General features: G+C 62.7%; 16 protein-coding genes and 1 pseudogene. 10 read left to right on the forward strand and 7 right to left on the reverse strand.

Features of this window, described 5'->3' with window-relative positions; genetic code table 11:
- The 4 genes from AWB78_RS45960 to AWB78_RS35575 form a co-directional block, all read left to right on the forward strand.
- Positions 1 to 150, forward strand: a 150-nt coding sequence (locus AWB78_RS45960; protein WP_157697724.1) for a 2Fe-2S iron-sulfur cluster-binding protein, incomplete at its 5' end; no start/stop codon positions are given.
- 86 nt (positions 151 to 236) lie between these two features.
- A complete protein-coding gene (locus tag AWB78_RS35565; RefSeq protein ID WP_062611439.1) occupies positions 237 to 1,037 on the forward strand; it encodes a DUF1835 domain-containing protein in 801 nt (266 codons plus the stop codon).
- 27 nt (positions 1,038 to 1,064) lie between these two features.
- Positions 1,065 to 1,667, forward strand: a complete 603-nt coding sequence (locus AWB78_RS35570) for a TetR/AcrR family transcriptional regulator (protein WP_062611395.1) — start codon at positions 1,065 to 1,067, stop codon at positions 1,665 to 1,667.
- 289 nt (positions 1,668 to 1,956) lie between these two features.
- Positions 1,957 to 2,553, forward strand: a complete 597-nt coding sequence (locus AWB78_RS35575; protein ID WP_232478007.1) for a GNAT family N-acetyltransferase — start codon at positions 1,957 to 1,959, stop codon at positions 2,551 to 2,553.
- Between the two features lie 98 nt (positions 2,554 to 2,651).
- On the opposite strand, the gene AWB78_RS35580 is transcribed toward AWB78_RS35575, so the two are convergent.
- Positions 2,652 to 3,155: an Lrp/AsnC family transcriptional regulator gene (locus AWB78_RS35580; protein WP_062611399.1), complete on the reverse strand. Its 504-nt coding sequence runs from the start codon at positions 3,153 to 3,155 to the stop codon at positions 2,652 to 2,654.
- A gap of 144 nt (positions 3,156 to 3,299) precedes the next feature.
- Between AWB78_RS35580 and hppD the strand changes: the two genes are divergently transcribed.
- Positions 3,300 to 4,403: a 4-hydroxyphenylpyruvate dioxygenase gene (gene hppD, locus AWB78_RS35585; RefSeq protein ID WP_062611401.1), complete on the forward strand. Its 1,104-nt coding sequence runs from the start codon at positions 3,300 to 3,302 to the stop codon at positions 4,401 to 4,403.
- Between the two features lie 107 nt (positions 4,404 to 4,510).
- Here hppD and AWB78_RS35590 read toward each other — a convergent pair whose 3' ends face one another.
- The gene (locus AWB78_RS35590; RefSeq protein WP_062611403.1) at positions 4,511 to 4,720 is read right to left on the reverse strand and encodes a hypothetical protein; all 210 of its coding nucleotides are present in this window, start codon (positions 4,718 to 4,720) and stop codon (positions 4,511 to 4,513) included.
- Between the two features lie 345 nt (positions 4,721 to 5,065).
- Between AWB78_RS35590 and AWB78_RS35595 the strand changes: the two genes are divergently transcribed.
- Complete coding sequence (locus AWB78_RS35595) at positions 5,066 to 8,647, forward strand: indolepyruvate ferredoxin oxidoreductase family protein (protein ID WP_062611405.1); 3,582 nt, start codon at positions 5,066 to 5,068, stop codon at positions 8,645 to 8,647.
- 78 nt (positions 8,648 to 8,725) lie between these two features.
- Here the strand turns inward: AWB78_RS35595 and AWB78_RS46995 are convergent, their stop codons facing one another.
- The 3 genes from AWB78_RS46995 to AWB78_RS35610 all read right to left on the reverse strand — a co-directional run bounded on the left by AWB78_RS46995 (position 8,726) and on the right by AWB78_RS35610 (position 13,024).
- Entirely contained in the window at positions 8,726 to 9,040 is a 315-nt protein-coding gene (locus AWB78_RS46995) for a hypothetical protein (RefSeq protein WP_157697725.1), read from the reverse strand.
- 189 nt (positions 9,041 to 9,229) lie between these two features.
- Positions 9,230 to 11,506: an NADP-dependent malic enzyme gene (locus AWB78_RS35605; RefSeq protein WP_062611409.1), complete on the reverse strand. Its 2,277-nt coding sequence runs from the start codon at positions 11,504 to 11,506 to the stop codon at positions 9,230 to 9,232.
- 267 nt (positions 11,507 to 11,773) lie between these two features.
- The gene (locus tag AWB78_RS35610) at positions 11,774 to 13,024 is read right to left on the reverse strand and encodes an MFS transporter (protein WP_062611411.1); all 1,251 of its coding nucleotides are present in this window, start codon (positions 13,022 to 13,024) and stop codon (positions 11,774 to 11,776) included.
- A 317-nt stretch (positions 13,025 to 13,341) separates the two neighbouring features.
- Here AWB78_RS35610 and AWB78_RS35615 point away from each other — a divergent pair, with 317 nt between their 5' ends.
- Complete coding sequence (locus tag AWB78_RS35615; RefSeq protein ID WP_062611413.1) at positions 13,342 to 14,028, forward strand: orotate phosphoribosyltransferase; 687 nt, start codon at positions 13,342 to 13,344, stop codon at positions 14,026 to 14,028.
- A gap of 81 nt (positions 14,029 to 14,109) precedes the next feature.
- Here AWB78_RS35615 and AWB78_RS35620 read toward each other — a convergent pair.
- Positions 14,110 to 14,823, reverse strand: a pseudogene (locus AWB78_RS35620) (response regulator).
- A gap of 290 nt (positions 14,824 to 15,113) precedes the next feature.
- Between AWB78_RS35620 and AWB78_RS35625 the strand changes: the two are divergent.
- The 3 genes from AWB78_RS35625 to argC all read left to right on the forward strand — a co-directional run bounded on the left by AWB78_RS35625 (position 15,114) and on the right by argC (position 17,447).
- Complete coding sequence (locus AWB78_RS35625) at positions 15,114 to 15,704, forward strand: YbhB/YbcL family Raf kinase inhibitor-like protein (protein WP_062611415.1); 591 nt, start codon at positions 15,114 to 15,116, stop codon at positions 15,702 to 15,704.
- A gap of 128 nt (positions 15,705 to 15,832) precedes the next feature.
- The gene (locus AWB78_RS35630; protein ID WP_062611417.1) at positions 15,833 to 16,447 is read left to right on the forward strand and encodes a flavodoxin family protein; all 615 of its coding nucleotides are present in this window, start codon (positions 15,833 to 15,835) and stop codon (positions 16,445 to 16,447) included.
- A 46-nt stretch (positions 16,448 to 16,493) separates the two neighbouring features.
- Positions 16,494 to 17,447, forward strand: a complete 954-nt coding sequence (gene argC, locus AWB78_RS35635) for an N-acetyl-gamma-glutamyl-phosphate reductase (protein ID WP_062611419.1) — start codon at positions 16,494 to 16,496, stop codon at positions 17,445 to 17,447.
- A 237-nt stretch (positions 17,448 to 17,684) separates the two neighbouring features.
- On the opposite strand, the gene AWB78_RS35640 is transcribed toward argC, so the two are convergent.
- A complete protein-coding gene (locus tag AWB78_RS35640) occupies positions 17,685 to 18,050 on the reverse strand; it encodes a response regulator (protein ID WP_062611420.1) in 366 nt (121 codons plus the stop codon).
- Positions 18,051 to 18,057: the final 7 nt, after the last annotated feature.

Here is an 18,057-nt window from a genome sequence, read left to right on the forward strand (position 1 = left end):
TGCACGTGCCGCGCGAAAGTGCTCGAAGGCGAAGTGAAGATGGAAAAGAACTACACGCTCGAACAACACGAGATCGATGACGGTTTCGTGCTGACTTGCCAGTGTCATCCGGTCAGCGAGCGCGTGGTCGTGAGTTACGACGAGCGCTAAGCCACAGCCCGCCGCCTTTCGATTCGCGTAAACTAGGACCGCTCACCCGAGAGCGGTCCTTTCGTCTTCCCGGCATGCCGACACAGATGAACACGATTCACGTCACGAATGGCGATTGCGCGGCCCAATCCCTCACCGAAGCGTTGCGGCGCGCCGAACGCGATGAGCGCGTCATCGCACTGCGCGACGATCTCGCCGTCGGCCCGATCAGGGACATCGAAGAATCGCCGCTCGCGCGCGCCGCGTTCTGGCGTCAGGTGCTGAACAGCGCCATCGACTTCGAGGACGAGCTCGAAGAGCAGCAGGCGCTCTTCGGTCAGCTCGCGCGCGGTGATGCGCAGATCGTCGTGTGGCACGGCCAGAGCGCGGCCGATCAGCTCACCTTGCGGCGCGTCGCCTATCACTTGCGCAACGCGCCGCAGCGGCTGAACGAGGCGAAGCTGTCCCACGACGACCTGACGATCGCGACCGACGACAAGGACCCGGCCCACGTCGGCCGGGCGGATCGCGCGACGGCCGTCGGCATGTTTTCGCCGAAGCAGCTGCTCGCGAAGCTGCCGACCGCGGCGCCGATTTCCGTGCTGCGCATCAGCCGGCTCGCGCTCGAGTGGCAGGAAGCGAAGCACGCCAACGCGGAGACGCGGCGCCTGCGCGACAACATGCTCGTGTCGGGAACCTGGGTCGATGTCGATGAAGCGCTGCTCGAACTCGCCGACCCCGAATGGCGGCCAGCGCGCCAGATCGTCGGCGCCGCGATGGGTCAACGCTTCGACTTCATGCTCTCCGACTCCGTCGCTTTCTGGCGCTGCCGCGAACTCGTCACTGCGGGACGGCTTAAAATCCGGGGCACGCCGTCCGAGATCAGTCAGGCCGAACTGCGCCGCTAAATCTATAAGAACGTAACTTTCGAACCCATGGCCCGTACCAAAGCGCCCGATCACGAGACACAACGCGAACAGATCCTCGAACTCGCCGCCGCGAAATTCGCCCAGACGAGCTACCCCAGCACTTCGATGGCCGATCTCGCCGCCGCGAGCGGCACGTCGAAAGCCCGCCTTTATCACTATTACGAGAGCAAGGAAGCGATCCTCTTCGATCTGCTCGACCGCTACACCAAGCGGCTCATGCTGATCATCGCGGAAGTGGAAGGCGCGAGTCAGCGGCGCGGACTCGGCGAGCGCGAATCGTTCGCCGACCTCGTGCGTGCGTTTCTCGCCGAATACGAGACATCGCACAGCCGGCACGTCGCATTGCTGAATGATGTGAAGTATCTCGAAGCGGCACAGCGCGAGATCATCCTCGACCGTCAGCGCGATATCGTCGCGGCGTTCGCGCGCCAGCTCGCGCGGGCGTACCCCAAGCGCGCGACCAAGGACAACCAGACCGCGCTCACGATGATGGTGTTCGGCATGATCAACTGGACATTCACCTGGCTCAAGCCGGGCGGCAAGCTCGGCTATCGCGAGTTCGCTGAGCAGGTCGTCCATATGATCGAGAACGGCCTCAATGTCGACTAGCTCGATGCTGCAGCACAACAGGCCGTCCGGTCGGTGAATTGTTGCGTTTGCGCCAATCTAATAAGCCATTGATTTTTATATGATTTAATCGTTTTCACTAGCTATTTAGAACGCCTCTCCTAGTGCGTTTTAAGGGTTTTCCCGTACCCGTTTCTCCTGAATCGGCTAGAATTCGTTCTGCTTTGCAGCACGCTGCACGACGAATGAAGGAGGAACAACCGTGGAACTGACCATCAACCGCACTGCCGAGCAGATCATCGCGAGCGATCAGCCGCTCAAGGACGCGCGTATGCCGGCTCTCGTCCGCGAACTGTCCTCGGCAGATCGCGAACGTCTCCGCGCGCACTTTCTCGCGCTCGACGAAGACGACCGCCTCTTGCGCTTCGGGCAGGTGGTGCCTGATCACGTCATCGAAAACTACGTGCGCAACATCAACTTCTCGAACGACAAGGTGTTCGGCGTGTTCGGCAACGCGCTGGAACTGGTCGGCGTCGGCCACCTGGCGTATCTGCCCGCAGAGGGCGACAAGCGCACCGCCGAATTCGGCGTCTCCGTGCTCGAAAGCGCGCGTGGCCGCGGCGTCGGCACGAAGCTGTTCGAGCGCGCCGCCATCCGCAGCCGCAACACGCACGTGTCCGTTCTGTATATGCACTGCCTGTCGCGTAACTCGACGATGATGCACATCGCGAAGAAATCGGGCATGAAGATCGAATACGCGTACGGCGAAGCGGACGCGTACCTTTCGCTGGAACCGGCTGACCAGACCAGCATCATGGCCGAACTGCTCCAGGAGCAAGCCGCCGTGTTCGATTACGCGATCAAGCGCCAGGCGCATCGCGCGTCGCAGGTGTTCCAGGCGTTCATGCCGACGGCGGACGCCGCGTAAATTTCTCAGAACAGCGCGGGGTTGGCGCTGCGAGCGGGACCAGCACAATAAGGGCGGCTTCGACCGCCCTTTCTCTTTTGCGCGCGTTTTCGAGCGTCTCAGCGCAGCGGCAGAACCGTCGTCTCCTTGATCCGTTCCAGCGAAAAGCTCGAGCGCACGTCGATCACCGACGGATGATGCAGCAGTTGGTCCTGCACGAAGCGCGAGAAATCATCCATGTCGCGCACCTGCACGCGCAGCAGAAAATCCATCTCGCCGGTCATCGCGTCGCAGGCGACGACTTCCGGCCACGAGCGCACCGCTTCGCGGAACAGATCGCCATGCGTCGGCGCTTTCGGCGTACCGGCGGCGGCCCGCATGCCGCCGCGCTTCTCCAGACGCACATTGATGTACGCAAGCAGGCCGAGCCCGAGCTTTTTCGCGTCGAGCAAGGCGACGTAGCCGCGGATCACGCCGGTTTCCTCCAGCCTACGGATGCGCCGCAGACACGGACTGGGCGACAGGTTCACCCGTTCCGCGATCTCCTGATTCGAAAGCCGTCCATTTTCCTGAAGAATCGCGAGGATTCTGCGGTCGATCGTGTCCAGCTCAAGCTCGGCCATTTTCTAGCTCCAAATCACGCGGTTTCGGCAGTATCGTGCGCAATCTTATGAACTTGCGATTTGTTTCGCAAGTTTTTGCCGGCGCGACCTGACTAAACTGTCTCCACGTCGCGCAAACGCGCCGCACCTAATCAGGAGACATGCATGACCGCAACGACCTGGGAGAACCCTGTCGGCACAGACGGCTTCGAATTCATCGAATACACCGCGCCGGACCCCGTCGCGCTCGGCAAGCTGTTCGAGCAAATGGGCTTCACGGCGATCGCGAAGCATCGTCACAAGGACGTGACGCTGTATCGCCAGGGCGAGATCAACTTCATCGTCAACGCCGAGCCGGATTCGTTCGCGCAGCGCTTCGCGCGCCTGCACGGGCCGTCGATTTGCGCGATCGCGTTCCGCGTCGCCGATGCCGCCAAGGCGTACAAGCGCGCCCTCGAACTCGGCGCGTGGGGCTTCGACAACAAGACCGGTCCGATGGAGCTGAACATTCCGGCGATCAAGGGCATCGGCGATTCGCTGATCTACTTCGTCGACCGCTGGCGCGGCAAGAACGGCGCGCAGCCGGGCAGCATCGGCGATATCAGCATCTACGACGTCGACTTCGAGCCGATTCCCGGTGCGGAGCAGAATCCGGTTGGCCACGGGCTCACCTATATCGATCACCTGACGCACAACGTGCATCGCGGCCGCATGGTCGAATGGGCGGAGTTCTACGAGCGGCTCTTCAATTTCCGCGAGATCCGCTACTTCGACATCGAGGGCAAGGTGACGGCGGTGAAATCGAAGGCGATGACGTCGCCGTGCGGCAAGATCCGCATTCCGATCAACGAGGAAGGCTCGGAGAACGCCGGGCAGATTCAGGAGTATCTGGACGCGTATCACGGCGAAGGCATCCAGCACATCGCGCTCGGCTCGAGCGATATCTACAGCACGGTCGACGGTCTGCGCGGCGCGAAAATCGCGCTGCTCGACACCATCGACACCTATTACGAGCTCGTGGATCGCCGCGTGCCGGGCCACGTCGAATCGGTCGCGGAACTGAAGAAGCGCAAGATTCTGATCGACGGCACCAAGGACGAAATCCTGCTGCAGATCTTCACCGAAAACCAGATCGGGCCGATCTTCTTCGAGATCATCCAGCGCAAGGGCAATCAGGGCTTCGGCGAAGGCAACTTCAAGGCGCTCTTCGAATCGATCGAACTGGATCAGATGCGCCGCGGCGTCCTCAAGGACACGACCGCAAGCTGAGCCGCGCCAAAACTGCGGGCGTTAAAAAGGGACATGGACCGCGAAGGTCCATGTCCCTTTGTTCATTCTGGCGGCCCGTTCCGTCGACGCGGACCGCGATGAGCGGGTCAGCCCGCCTTCTCGTCGTCGCTGCTATCCGATTCGCGGCGCTTCTGTGCGCCAGCCTGAACGGATTGAACGCGCGCCTGCGCGACCTGTGCAACCGACGACGCCCCGAACGGCGAGCCATTATTTGCCCGCGCACCGCCAACCGGCGCGCTGATGGCCAAAAAGGCCGCCGAAACCATCAAGAAATTCTGGATGTGGCGTTGTTTCATCGTTATCTCCTTCTAACTGCATGTGTACGGCTAGCTTTCGGAACCCAAAATGCGCGCAAAAATCGGCGCGGGAATTCCGGAAGCGCCATTTTAGACAGAGCTGAGCGGCAGGGTTCCGCGAATCGGTCGGATTTACACGCTGTAACAAAACGCTCTCAGTAGCGGTCAAATCGTCGAGGATCTGTCGCAAACCTCTGCTAAGTGAGGAATTTTTAACGGGTTTGTCCCACTGTCTCCAAAACCCTGAGACCGGCACACTGAAAGTCCCGGCCTACGTGTCCACAAGACATCGCGGTCCGAAACATGCTTTGGCGATCCCAAACCTCGGGTGGAGGAAGACACATAATGAACGCCCCGCTAGATGCAGAACAAAGAGCTTCGCTAGAAGCCGCATTGAAGTCCGTCACGCTGGACGACAAATACACGCTCGAACGCGGCCGCGCCTATATGAGCGGCATCCAGGCGCTGGTGCGCCTGCCGATGCTCCAGCAAGAGCGCGACAAGGCCGCCGGTCTCAATACCGCCGGATTCATCTCCGGCTATCGCGGTTCGCCCCTCGGCGGTCTCGACCAGTCACTCTGGAAGGCGAAGAAGCATCTCGCCGCGCATCAGGTCGTGTTCCAGCCGGGCGTGAACGAAGACCTCGCCGCCACCGCCGTGTGGGGCTCGCAGCAAGTCAACCTGTACCCGAGCGCCAAATACGACGGCGTGTTCTCGATGTGGTACGGCAAAGGACCGGGCGTCGACCGTTCGGGCGACGTCTTCAAGCACGGGAATTCCGCCGGATCGGCGAAGCACGGCGGCGTTCTGGTGCTTGCCGGCGATGACCACGCCGCGAAATCGTCGACGCTCGCGCATCAGTCGGAGCACATCTTCAAGGCGTGCGGCCTGCCGGTGCTGTTTCCGTCGAACGTTCAGGAATATCTCGATTTCGGCCTGCACGGCTGGGCGATGTCGCGCTACTCCGGCCTCTGGGTCGCGATGAAATGCGTGACGGATGTCGTGGAGTCGTCGGCTTCCGTCGATATCGATCCGCATCGCACGAAGATCGTGCTTCCCACCGATTTCGCGATGCCCGATGGCGGTTTGAATATCCGCTGGCCCGATCCGCCGCTCGTGCAGGAAGCGCGTCTGCTCGACTACAAGTGGTACGCCGCGCTCGCCTACGTGCGCGCGAACAAGCTGGACCGCGTCGAGATCGATTCGCCGCACGCGCGCTTCGGCATCATGACCGGCGGCAAGGCGTATCTCGACGTGCGTCAGGCGCTGACCGACCTCGGTCTCGATGACGCGACGTGCTCGCAGATCGGCATTCGTCTCTACAAGGTCGGCTGCGTGTGGCCGCTCGAAGCGCAGGGCGCGCACGAATTCGCGCGCGGGCTCGAGGAGATTCTGGTCGTCGAAGAGAAGCGCCAGATTCTCGAATACGCGATCAAGGAAGAGCTGTACAACTGGCCCGATGCGCAGCGTCCGCGCGTCTACGGCAAGTTCGACGAGAAGGATGGCGCCGGTGGCGAATGGTCCGTGCCGATGGGCAACTGGCTCCTGCCCGCACACTACGAGCTTTCGCCGGCGATCATCGCGAAGGCGATCGCCACGCGCCTCGAAAAGTTCGATCTGCCCGCCGACGTGCGCACGCGCATCGCCGCGCGGCTCGCGGTGATCGACGCGAAGGAGAAGTCGCTCGCGCGCCCGCGCGTCGAGGCGGAACGCAAGCCGTGGTTCTGCTCGGGCTGCCCGCACAACACATCGACGAACGTGCCGGAAGGCTCGCGCGCGATGGCGGGCATCGGCTGCCACTACATGACGGTCTGGATGGACCGCAACACGAGCACGTTCAGCCAGATGGGCGGCGAAGGCGTCGCGTGGGTCGGCCAGTCGCCGTTCTCGAACGACAAGCACGTGTTCGCCAATCTCGGCGACGGCACCTACTTCCACTCCGGCCTGCTCGCGATCCGGGCGGCGATCGCGGCGAAGGTGAACATCACCTACAAGATTCTCTACAACGATGCGGTCGCGATGACGGGCGGCCAGCCCGTCGACGGCGTGCTGACCGTGCCGCAGATCACGCACCAGCTCGCGGCGGAAGGCGCGGCGAAGATCGTGATCGTCACCGATCAGCCGGAGAAGTACGACGCGAGCGTCGGCCTGGCGCCAGGAATCGAAGTCCATCATCGCGATGAGCTCGACGAAATTCAGCGCCAGTTGCGCGAAGTGGCAGGCACGTCGATCCTGATCTACGACCAGACTTGCGCGACCGAGAAGCGCCGTCGCAGGAAGCGCGGCGCGTATCCTGATCCGGCGAAGCGCGTCGTCATCAACGAGGCGGTGTGCGAAGGCTGCGGCGATTGCTCGGTGAAGTCGAATTGCCTGTCGGTCGAGCCGCTGGAAACCGAGTTCGGCACGAAGCGGCAGATCAATCAGTCGACGTGCAACAAGGATTACTCGTGCCTGAATGGCTTCTGCCCGAGTTTCGTCACGGTGGAAGGCGGGCAGTTGAAGAAGCCGAAAGCGACGAGCGTCGAGAGCGATGGGATGCCGCCCGTGCCCACGCCGGAGCTTCCGGACATCGGGCGGCCGTATGGCGTGCTGGTGACGGGCGTCGGCGGAACGGGCGTCGTGACCATCGGCGCGCTGCTCGGCATGGCGGCGCATCTGGAGCAGAAAGGCGTCACGGTGCTCGATGTCACCGGCCTCGCGCAAAAGGGCGGCGCCGTGATGAGCCACGTGCAGATCGCGAACCGTCCGGCCGATATCCACGCGACACGCATCGCGATGGGCGAGGCGGATCTCGTCATCGGCTGCGATGCGATCGTTACCGCGAGTAACGAATGCGGCTCGCGGATGCAGCCGGATCACACGCGCGTCGTCGTGAACAGCGCGCAGACGCCGACCGCCGAGTTCATCAAGAACCCGAACTGGAGTTTTCCGGGCGCGAGCGCCGAGGCCGATATCCGCGCGGCGGCGGGCCAGCATGTCGCGCTCGTCGATGCCAACCGCTTCGCCGTCGCGCTGATGGGCGATGCGATCTATACCAATCCGTTCGTGCTCGGGTTCGCGTGGCAAAAGGGATGGGTGCCGCTGCTGCATGAGTCGCTTGTGCGCGCGATCGAGCTGAATGGCGTGCAGGTCGAGAAGAATCTGGCGGCGTTCGAATGGGGACGGCGTGCGGCGCATGATCTTTCCGCCGTGACGCGACTCGCTCACGGGACGCAGACGCAGGAGGCGCCGAGCAAGGTCATCGCGTTACATACGCCGAAGGCACTCGATGCGCTGATCGACAAGCGCCTCGATTACCTCGCGAAGTATCAGAACGCGGCTTACGCGGCGCGGTATGGGCGGCTGGTTGCGGAAGTGCGCGCTGCGGAAGCGGGCCTCGGTATCGGCGACGGGCAATACGCGCTGACCGAAGCCGTCGCGAGGAATCTGCATAAGTTGATGGCGTACAAGGACGAGTATGAGGTCGCGCGTCTTTATGCGGATCCGGCGTTCATCGAGAAAGTGCGCGCGAATTTCGAAGGCGATTGGAAGATCAAGGTGCATCTCGCGCCGCCTTCTCTGTCACGAAAGGATGCGCACGGGCATCTGGTGAAGAAGCAGTACGGCCCGTGGATGATGTCGGCGATGCGCGTTTTGGCTCGGCTCAAGTTCCTGCGTGGCACGGCGCTCGATCCGTTCGGGCGCACGGAAGAACGTAGGATGGAGCGCGCGTTGATCGGCGAGTACGAAGCGCTGGTGAAGGAGCTGATCGCTGGACTGTCGGCGCAGAAGCTGCCGCTCGCGATCGAACTGGCAAGTCTGCCGGATTCGATGCGCGGTTACGGGCACATTAAGGAAAACAACGTGAAGGCGGCGAAGATCAAATGGAATGCGTTGCTTGCGCGGTGGAGAAGTAACGAGGGTGGGGAGAAGCGGCAGGTCGCCTGATTATCTTTGCTCGACCGATGAAGGGCGGTTTGCGAAAGCGAACCGCCTTTTTTGTCCGCGGCGGAGAGTGCGCGTGGGTCAGGTCTTGCCGTACATAACAGCGATGAATCGCTGCGCTTCGTCGATGCTCACCCGCTCGAAGGGCGCGGCATAGTGCGCATATAGCAGCGGCGTTCCTTCGCGGTGAATCAACTTGACGTCCAGCCGAAACAGCGAGCCGATCGGGTATTGCTGACGCATGCTCTTGCTGCACTCCACGCGAAGCCTCGTGCTGAAACCTTGGCCCGGCAATGGACGGACGCGGACGGATGAGGAAGAGGTTTCTCTGTGCGCCCAGAACGTTTCAACGATTATCTCCACAGCAGTTGCTTGTACTTTCGTTTCGGAATCCATATTAGAGCACGGCAGCGACAGAAGAGATTTCACTCGTCAGAATAAAAAGCCCTTTTTGCATCAACGGCCGTCCTGGCGTCGCTGGGAACACTTGAAGCTTTTGACATATCCAGAACCGCCCTTCGTCAGCCCGAAAAAAAACGGCGACCCGGTCACCCGAATCGCCGTTTCTCATCAGCGCGACAGCCCTTACTTCGCCTTCACTCCCGCCCCCGCGCTCGCCAGCGCCGTCATATTGATGATCCGCCGCACGGTCGCCGCGGGCGTCAGAATATGCACCGGCTTCGACGCACCCAGCAAGAACGGCCCGACCGTCACGCCCTCCCCGCTCACCATCTTGAGCAGGTTATACGTGATGTTCGCCGCTTCCACGTTCGGCATGATGAGCAGATTCGCCTCGCCATGCAGCGTGGTGCCGGGGAATGCAGCCTTGCGGACGGCTTCGGAAAGCGCCGCATCGCCATGCATTTCACCGTCGATCTCGAGATGCGGCGCACGCTCCGCGATCAGCTTCCGCGCTTCCGCCATGCGCTTGCTCGACGAGCTCGGCACGCTGCCGAAGTTCGAATTCGACACCAGCGCAACCTTCGGCTGGATGCCGAACCGCTCGATCTCGCGCGCCGCGAGAATCGTCATGTCGGCGAGCTGCTCGGGCGTCGGCGTTTCGTTCACATACGTGTCGCTGATGAACAGATTGCGCCCTTGCAGCATCAACAGGTTCATCGCCGCGAAATTGTTCGCGCCTTCAGCCTTGCCGAGCACCTGCTCGACGAACTTCAGATGATCCTGATACGTGTCGATGAGACCGCAGATCATGCCGTCCGCGTCGCCGGTGTGAACGAGGATCGCGCCGATCAGCGTGTTGAACTTGCGCAGCGCGGCTTTCGCGCCTTCGGGCGTCACGCCCTGACGCGCGGCGATCTCGTGATACGCCTGCCAGCTCTTCTGATAACGCGGATCGTCTTCCGGATTCACGATCTCGAAATCGACGCCCGGCTTCAGCTTCGAGCCCATCTTCTGCAGACGCATCTCGACGACAGCCGGCCGGCCGATGATGATCGGCTTCGCGATCTTCTCCAGCAGCACGAACTGCGCGGCGCGCAGCACGCGCTCGTCCTCGCCTTCCGCGAACGCGATGCGCGCGGGCGCCGCCTTCGCCGCCGCGAACACCGGGCGCATCACCATGCCCGTGCGATACACCGTAGCGCCCAGCGTCTCGCGATACGCGTCCATGTCCTTGATCGGACGCGTCGCGACGCCCGAATCCATCGCGGCTTGCGCGACAGCCGGCGCGATCTTGATGATCAGACGCGGATCGAACGGCTTCGGAATCAGATATTCCGGACCGAATTCCAGCGAATGGCCTTCGTAAGCCTTCGCGACTTCATCGCCCTGATCGGTCTCTTCCGCGAGCTCGGCAATCGCGCGCACGCACGCCAGCTTCATCTCTTCGGTGATGGTCGTCGCGCCCACGTCGAGCGCGCCGCGGAAGATGAACGGGAAGCACAGCACGTTATTGACCTGATTCGGATAATCCGAACGGCCCGTCGCGACGATGCAGTCCGGGCGCACGCGCTTCGCTTCTTCCGGGCGGATTTCCGGCTCCGGATTCGCCAGCGCGAGAATCAGCGGCTTGTCGGCCATCGTCTCGACCATTTCGGCCTTGAGCACCCCCGCACTCGAGCAGCCGAGGAACACGTCGCTGCCGTGCATCGCGTCGGCGAGCGTGCGAGCGTCGGTCGTCGCCTGATAGCGCTCCTTCGACGCATCGAGATTGCCGCGGCCTTCGTAGATCACGCCCTTCGAATCGATCACGAGCGTGTTCGACTTCTTCAAGCCGAGGTGGACGAGCAGATCCAGACACGCGATCGCCGCCGCGCCCGCGCCGGAGCAGACGAGCTTCACTTCGTCCAGCTTCTTGCCGACCACTTTCAGACCGTTGAGAATCGCCGCCGACGCAATGATCGCCGTACCGTGCTGATCGTCGTGGAAAACGGGAATCTTCATGCGCTCGCGCAGCTTCTTCTCGATGTAGAAGCATTCCGGCGCCTTGATGTCTTCGAGGTTGATGCCGCCGAGCGTGGGTTCGAGCATCGCGATCGCATCGACGAGCTTGTCCGGATCGGTTTCATCCAACTCGATGTCGAACACGTCGATGCCCGCGAATTTCTTGAACAGACAGCCCTTGCCTTCCATCACGGGCTTCGCGGCGAGCGGCCCGATGTTGCCGAGCCCCAGCACGGCCGTGCCGTTCGTCACGACGCCGACGAGATTCGCGCGCGACGTGTACTTCTGCGCGTCGAGCGGCTCGTCGTAGATCGCCATGCACGCGGCCGCGACGCCCGGCGAATACGCGAGCGAAAGGTCGAGCTGGTTCGAAAGGGGTTTGGTCGGCGTGACCGATATCTTGCCGGGACGGGGATTCTGGTGATACGCGAGGGCGCTTTGCTTCAGTTGTTCGTCCATGATTGACCTGAGACGTTTGGGAATTATTTGAACAGGGTTCACACTGCCGTCGACCGTGCTGCATGAATGCGGAAATGTGAATCGATGGACCAGGTTCCAGTTGCTCGACGCGTCGGATGGACGCAGCGTGCCGCTCGCACGGATGACGCGAGCGGACGGAGCTTTTGTTCTTTTTTGGGACAGTCAGTGTACACCGGGCGCCTGAAATGACGCGATGCAACGTTTCAGCGTGCCGCGACGGCTTTCATCGGACCGAATCGCGCGATGTCACTCGAGTTCGGCGCCGCGCTTCTCGGGAATCAGAAAGAGCGTTGCGATGACGTCGAGCAGATAGATCGACGCGAGGAACGCAAGCGCCAGCGCGAACGAATAGCGCGCCGCGAGCGCGCCGACGACGACCGGCCCGAGTCCGCCGACCGCGCGCCCGATGTTGAACAGCACGTTCTGCGCGGTCGCGCGCGCTTCCGTCGGGTAGATCTCCGAAATCAGTGCACCGTAGCCGCCGAGCATGCCGTTGACGAAAACGCCCATCACCGCGCCGCCGATCAAGAGCGCCACCGGGCTCGTCAAATTCGAATAGACGAACACCATCGCGACCGCGCCGAGCTGATAGGCGAGGAACGCCGGCTTGCGCCCGAAGCGGTCCGCCGCGAGGCCGAACAGCCAGATGCCGAGCGCCATGCCGAGCACGGTGGCCGCGGTCCAGAGTCCGGATTTCGTGAGCGAGTAGCCGAAGGTCTTCGAGAGATAGCTCGGCAGCCAGATCATCAGACCGTAGTAGCCGAAGTTCTGCACCGAGCAGAGGACGATCACGCCGAGACTCGCGCGCGCGGTGCGGGCGTCGTCGAAAAGACGTCGCAGCGGCAGCTTGCGCGCGGCAGCCGACGCGGCGGCCGCGCGTCGCTCGACGAAAATGTCCGGCTCGGCCACGCGCCGCCGCACGAAAAACGACACGACGGCGGGAAAGAGGCCGACCGCGAACATGCCGCGCCAGCCGATCACGGGCAGGAGCATCGGCGTGATGAGCGCGGCGGCGAGCACGCCGAGTTGCCAGCCGATGCCCACGTACGACGACACGCGCGCCCGCAGCCGCGCGGGCCACGCCTCCGCGACGAGCGCCATGCCGATGCCGAACTCCCCGCCCAGCCCGATGCCCGCGACGGTGCGATAGACCAGCAGATCGCCGTAGCCCTGCGCGAGCGCGCACAAGCCGGTGAAGACGGCGAAGACGAGGATCGTCCAGGTCAGCATGCGCACGCGGCCGAAGTAGTCGGACAGCATGCCGAACACGACGCCGCCCGCGACCGCGCCCGCGAGCGTCCAGGTGACGAGCGCGCCGGATTGCGCGGGCGTGAGATGCAGATCGGCGGCGATCGCCGGTAGCATGAAGCCGAGGATGAGCAGATCGAAGCCGTCCATCGCGTAGCCGAGCATCGACGCGACGAGCGCATGCAGCGCGTGGCGGGTGGCCGCGGCGGACGAATCGGCCGCGGGCGTGGAACGGGAAACGGATGTCATCGGGGCAAAAAGAAGGAGTACGCGCAGCGCCGCGAGTTTACGTGCGGGCGTCGCGTCTTCACAACTCTCAAACAAATCGACGTGCGCAGCCGCCGACCGCAGCCCTCGCCCTGGCGGGCCGGCTCGGGTAAAATGGCGCCCTAGCTGTGCATGGGACGGTGCCTAAGGCGCTGAAGCGCCAAGTCCCGTCGACACGCGCGCAGGAAACGTCCAAAAGCCCGTCGAGCGACGGCTCTTTTCGCGTCACATCCATGCGCCAGGTCCCTCGCGGCCGCCTCCCGCTTCTTCAAGCGCCACACAAGTCCAAGGATTCGCCCATGACAGGCTTCGATCGCCAGACGATCTCCGACACCACCGCCAAAATGCTCCTCGAAGTGCAGGCGGTGCACTTCAACGCGGAAAAACCGTACATCTTCACGTCCGGCTGGGCGAGCCCGGTGTATATCGACTGCCGCAAGCTGATCTCGTACCCGCGCGTGCGCCGCGGCCTGATGGAGATGGCCGAAGCGACCATCCTCCGCGATGTGGGCTACGAGCAGATCGACGCCGTCGCCGGCGGTGAGACGGCGGGCATCCCGTTCGCGGCGTGGATCGCCGACCGCCTGATGGTGCCGATGCAGTACGTCCGCAAGAAGCCGAAGGGTTTCGGCCGCAACGCGCAGATCGAAGGCTTGCTAACCGAAGGTCAGCGCGTGCTGCTGGTGGAAGACCTGACCACCGACAGCCGCAGCAAGATCAACTTCATCAACGCGCTGCGCACCGCGGGCGCGACGGTGAACCACTGCTTCGTGCTCTTCCACTACAACATCTTCAAGGAAAGCGTGTCGGTGCTGAAGGACATCGACGTCGAGCTGCACGCGCTCGCCACCTGGTGGGACGTACTGCGCGTCGCGAAGGAGCAAGGCTATTTCGAGACGAAGACGCTCGACGAAGTCGAGAAATTCCTGCACGCGCCGGCGGAATGGTCGGCCGCTCATGGCGGCGTAACTGCGGCTCCGCAATAAGCAATACCGCGCTAAAATCCGTATATAGAAAAAATCCGCTGACTTAAATCAGCGGATTTTTTTATTTGGCGTGAAAATCGGTCACAGTGAATTTGGATTCGAAAGCGTGGAATCGTCGAGCGAGCCGTCGCCGGAATATGCCGAGAGATTCATTAAGCCGTTGCTTTGCGCATATTGAAATAGCTCGGAATCGCGTTCGATGCCAAGCTTTCGTATTGCGGTGTTGTTTTGCGTGCTGATGGTCTTGATACTGCGGCGCAATTGCGCAGCAATTTCGGTGATCGTCATGCCCGAAACGAAGAGGCGCACCACTTCGAGTTCCCGCTTGGACAGGATCACGCTGCGCTGCTGCCCGTTCGAGCTGAGGCCCATGCTGTCGAGCGCCGCCTTCACGGAAGGGCCGAGATACTCCTGCCCGCGCATGACGTGCTGGATCGCCCAACCGATATGGTTCATGTCGTCGGCCTTGTTGATGATCGACATCACGCCCACTTCGCGCAAACGTTTGAGGAGGGCCGGATTTTCGAGCATCGTCAGCACGACGAGCTTCACGCGCGGGAACTGCCGTCCGATATAGCCGAGCAGCGGCATGCCGTCGCCGTAGGAGCCGCCGGGCATGGCGAGATCGGTGACGAGGACATCGCAGGCCGACTTCTGGAGCAACTGGATGAGTTCGGTCGACTGTCGCGCCTGACCGATGACGTCCACCTCCGGAAATTAAATGAGCGCCTGTGTCGCGCCAAACAGAATCACTGGATGGTCATCTGCAATGGTGACCTTTATTCGCTGGCTCAATTAATTCTCCAAGGTATGGGTCGATTAGTTGCCGCGCGAATCTGCGTGGAAGTGCTCATTTCTACGTTCAATAGAGTCAGAAGTCATCGCCGTCAAGGCGCTGCACGCTACGTGCAAACCGGCGCACGCGCGATGCGCCATCGGTTGAATCTCAAGGAATCGCGGTTTTAATGCTTTGTTGCAATGTTAAACTGCAACCTGTCATGAAGCGCATCCATGAGACAAAAAACATCGTTGCAGCCGGCGAAACGCTGATATAACGCGCGACGATACTGAGAGGAGTTCAGCCCATGCGCCTCACCGGTCGACGCGTGAGTTCGAGTGGCCCCGTTGCATCAGCACTGTTCGTCGCCTTTGCGGCGGCCCTTCTCCCGAATTCGCGCGAGGCCGCGGCCGACCCCGTCTTCAGCGTATCGAGCACTGACCTCGCGCCGGGTAAGACCATCGGGCGCGATCTGCTCTTCGACCAGTCCGAGTGCAAGGGCGGCAACCGCTCGCCGCAGATTTCCTGGCGCGGCGCGCCCGCGAACACGCGCAGCTTCGCCGTGACGATCTTCGACCCCGACGCGCCGGGGCGCGGCTGGTGGCATTGGGCGGTCGCCGGCATCCCGGCCGGCACCGATCGCCTGCCGGGCAACGCGAGCGCCTCCGGCGTGTTGCGCAAGATGGGCGCGATCGAGGCGCGCAACGACTGGGACACGGACGGCTACGGCGGCCCGTGCCCGCCGCCCGGCAAGCCGCATCGCTACATCGTGACCGTGTACGCGCTCGACGGCGCCGATTCCCGCCTGCGCCAGGGCACACCCGCGCTGATGTTCGAGCACGAAATCCGCACGATGACGATCGCCAGCGCGCAGATGACTTTCACCTACGGCCGCTAGAACGTTGCCGACGAAAAGCGTGCGGTCGCGCCGGTCGGTGAAGAATTGTCTTTGCTAGACTGAGCCGATCCGTCCGCAAGGCATGCGTCGAGCGCGCGCCGCGGCGCGGGCAAAGACTCGGGGACATCATGCCGAACATCATCATCGTTTATCACAGCGGCTACGGCCACACGAAGAAGGTCGCGGAAGCCGTGCTCGGCGGCGCAACCGACGCGGGCGCGAGCGTCAGGCTGATGCCCGTCAGCGAGCTCGTCGACGACGCGTGGGCGCAACTCGACGCCGCCGACGCCATCGTGTTCGGCGCGCCGACCTACATGGGCGGGCCGTCCGCCGACTTCAAGAAATTCGCCGATGCGAGCTCGAAACCGTGGTTCGCGCAGAAATGGAAGGACAAGATCGCGGCGGGATTCACCAATTCCGCGCACATGAACGGCGACAAATTCCTGACCATTTCGTATTTCGTCACGCTCGCCATGCAGCACGGCATGATCTGGGTCGGCACGGGCATGATGCCGTCGAATACGAAGGCGGCCACGCGCAACGATCTGAACTTCGTCGGCGGATTCACGGGCCTGCTCACGCAATCGCCCGCGGATGCTTCGCCGGAAGAAGCGCCGCCGCCCGGCGATCTGGAAACGGCGAAGGTCTTCGGCGCGCGCATCGCCGAGGTGACGGCGCGCTGGATCCGCGCCCGGGCGGACGTCGAAAACGGTGGACATCAGCCCGCCTCGGAATCGCCTTAGAATGTTGGTTTTGCGGCGAGCGCCCGCACGAACCAGCGAGATCGAGATGACCACGAAAGTATTTGTCGACGGACAGGAAGGCACCACCGGCCTGAAGATTTTCGAATATCTGTCGCAGCGCCGTGACATCGAGGTGTTGCGCATCGAGGAAGCGAAGCGCAAGGACGTCGAGGAGCGGCGCCGGCTCATCAATGCGTCGGACGTGACGTTCCTGTGCCTGCCGGATGTCGCGTCGCGCGAGTCGGTTTCGCTCGTCGACCGCGACAACACGCGCACCGTCATGATCGACGCCAGTACCGCGTTCCGCACGCAGGACGACTGGGCGTACGGTCTGCCGGAGCTTTCGCGCGCGCAGCGCGAGCGCCTGCGCACGTCGAAGCGCATCGCGGTGCCGGGCTGCCACGCGTCGGCGTTCGTGCTGTCGGTGCAGCCGCTCGTCGCGGGCGGTCTCGTTCCCGCCGATTTTCACGCGCACGCCTACTCGATCACCGGCTACAGCGGCGGCGGCAAGAAGATGATCGCGGAGTACGAAGCGGGCGGCAACGAGAAGCTCATGAGCCCGCGCCCCTACGCGCTCGGTCTCACGCACAAGCACCTGCCGGAGATGTCGGTGCGCACGGGCCTTTCGCGCGCGCCGATCTTCACGCCGATCGTCGGCCCGTTCCTGAAGGGCCTCGCCGTAACGACGTACTTCTCGCCGGACCAGTTGAAGCGCCCGGCCAAGCCGCAGGACGTGCGCGACATGCTGGCCGAGTACTACAACAACGAGCCGTTCGTGCACGTGATGCCGTTCGACGCCGAAAGCAATCTCGACGCCGGCTTTTTCGACGTGCAGGCGTGCAATGAAACGAATCGCGTCGATATTTTCGTGTTCGGCAACGACGAGCGCTTCGTAACGGTCGCGCGCCTCGACAATCTCGGCAAGGGCGCGTCGGGCGCGGCGATTCAGTGCATGAATCTGGCTATCGGCGCGGATGAGGAGACGGGTCTCGCGCGCTGATCGCGCTTCGCCTGAAAACCCGAAAGGCCGGTTCGCGTCACCGCGAATCGGCCTTTTTTGCGTCTGGCGGTGCAGCGCAACATCGGGCTGCACGGACGAAAAAAAGCCCGCCGAGACCGGCGGGCTGAATCCATATCAGTGGAGACATGGAGGAGACAGGAGTAAATATACCAATAATTTTGGTGCAACGCAACATCGGGCGTTGCGGAAGGCCGACGCAATTGCCGCCGACGACGTTCACGGCTGCATCATTGAAAGAATGAACTGCAGCTGATCCGCTGAAATCGGCTTGACGAGATGCACGTCGAAACCGGCGTCCTGCGTCATTTCCCGATGCTGCGGCTGGCCCCAGCCCGTCAACGCGACGAGCATCATCGCCGGGCCGTTCGGCAAGCCGCGCAGCGCGCGCGCCGCCGCGAGGCCATCCACGATCGGCATGCCGAGATCGAGGATCACGACTTCGGGATCGAACTGGGCCGCGACCTCGACGGCTTGCGCGCCGTTCGCCGCAAGCGCCACTTCGTGACCCATGCCGTTCAGCAGATGCGCGAGACCGGCGAGTGCGTCGTCGTCGTCATCGGCTATCAGGATGCGCTTGCTCACGATGACC

It is taken from the genome of Caballeronia calidae (assembly GCF_900044055.2).
Taxonomy (GTDB): domain Bacteria; phylum Pseudomonadota; class Gammaproteobacteria; order Burkholderiales; family Burkholderiaceae; genus Caballeronia; species Caballeronia calidae.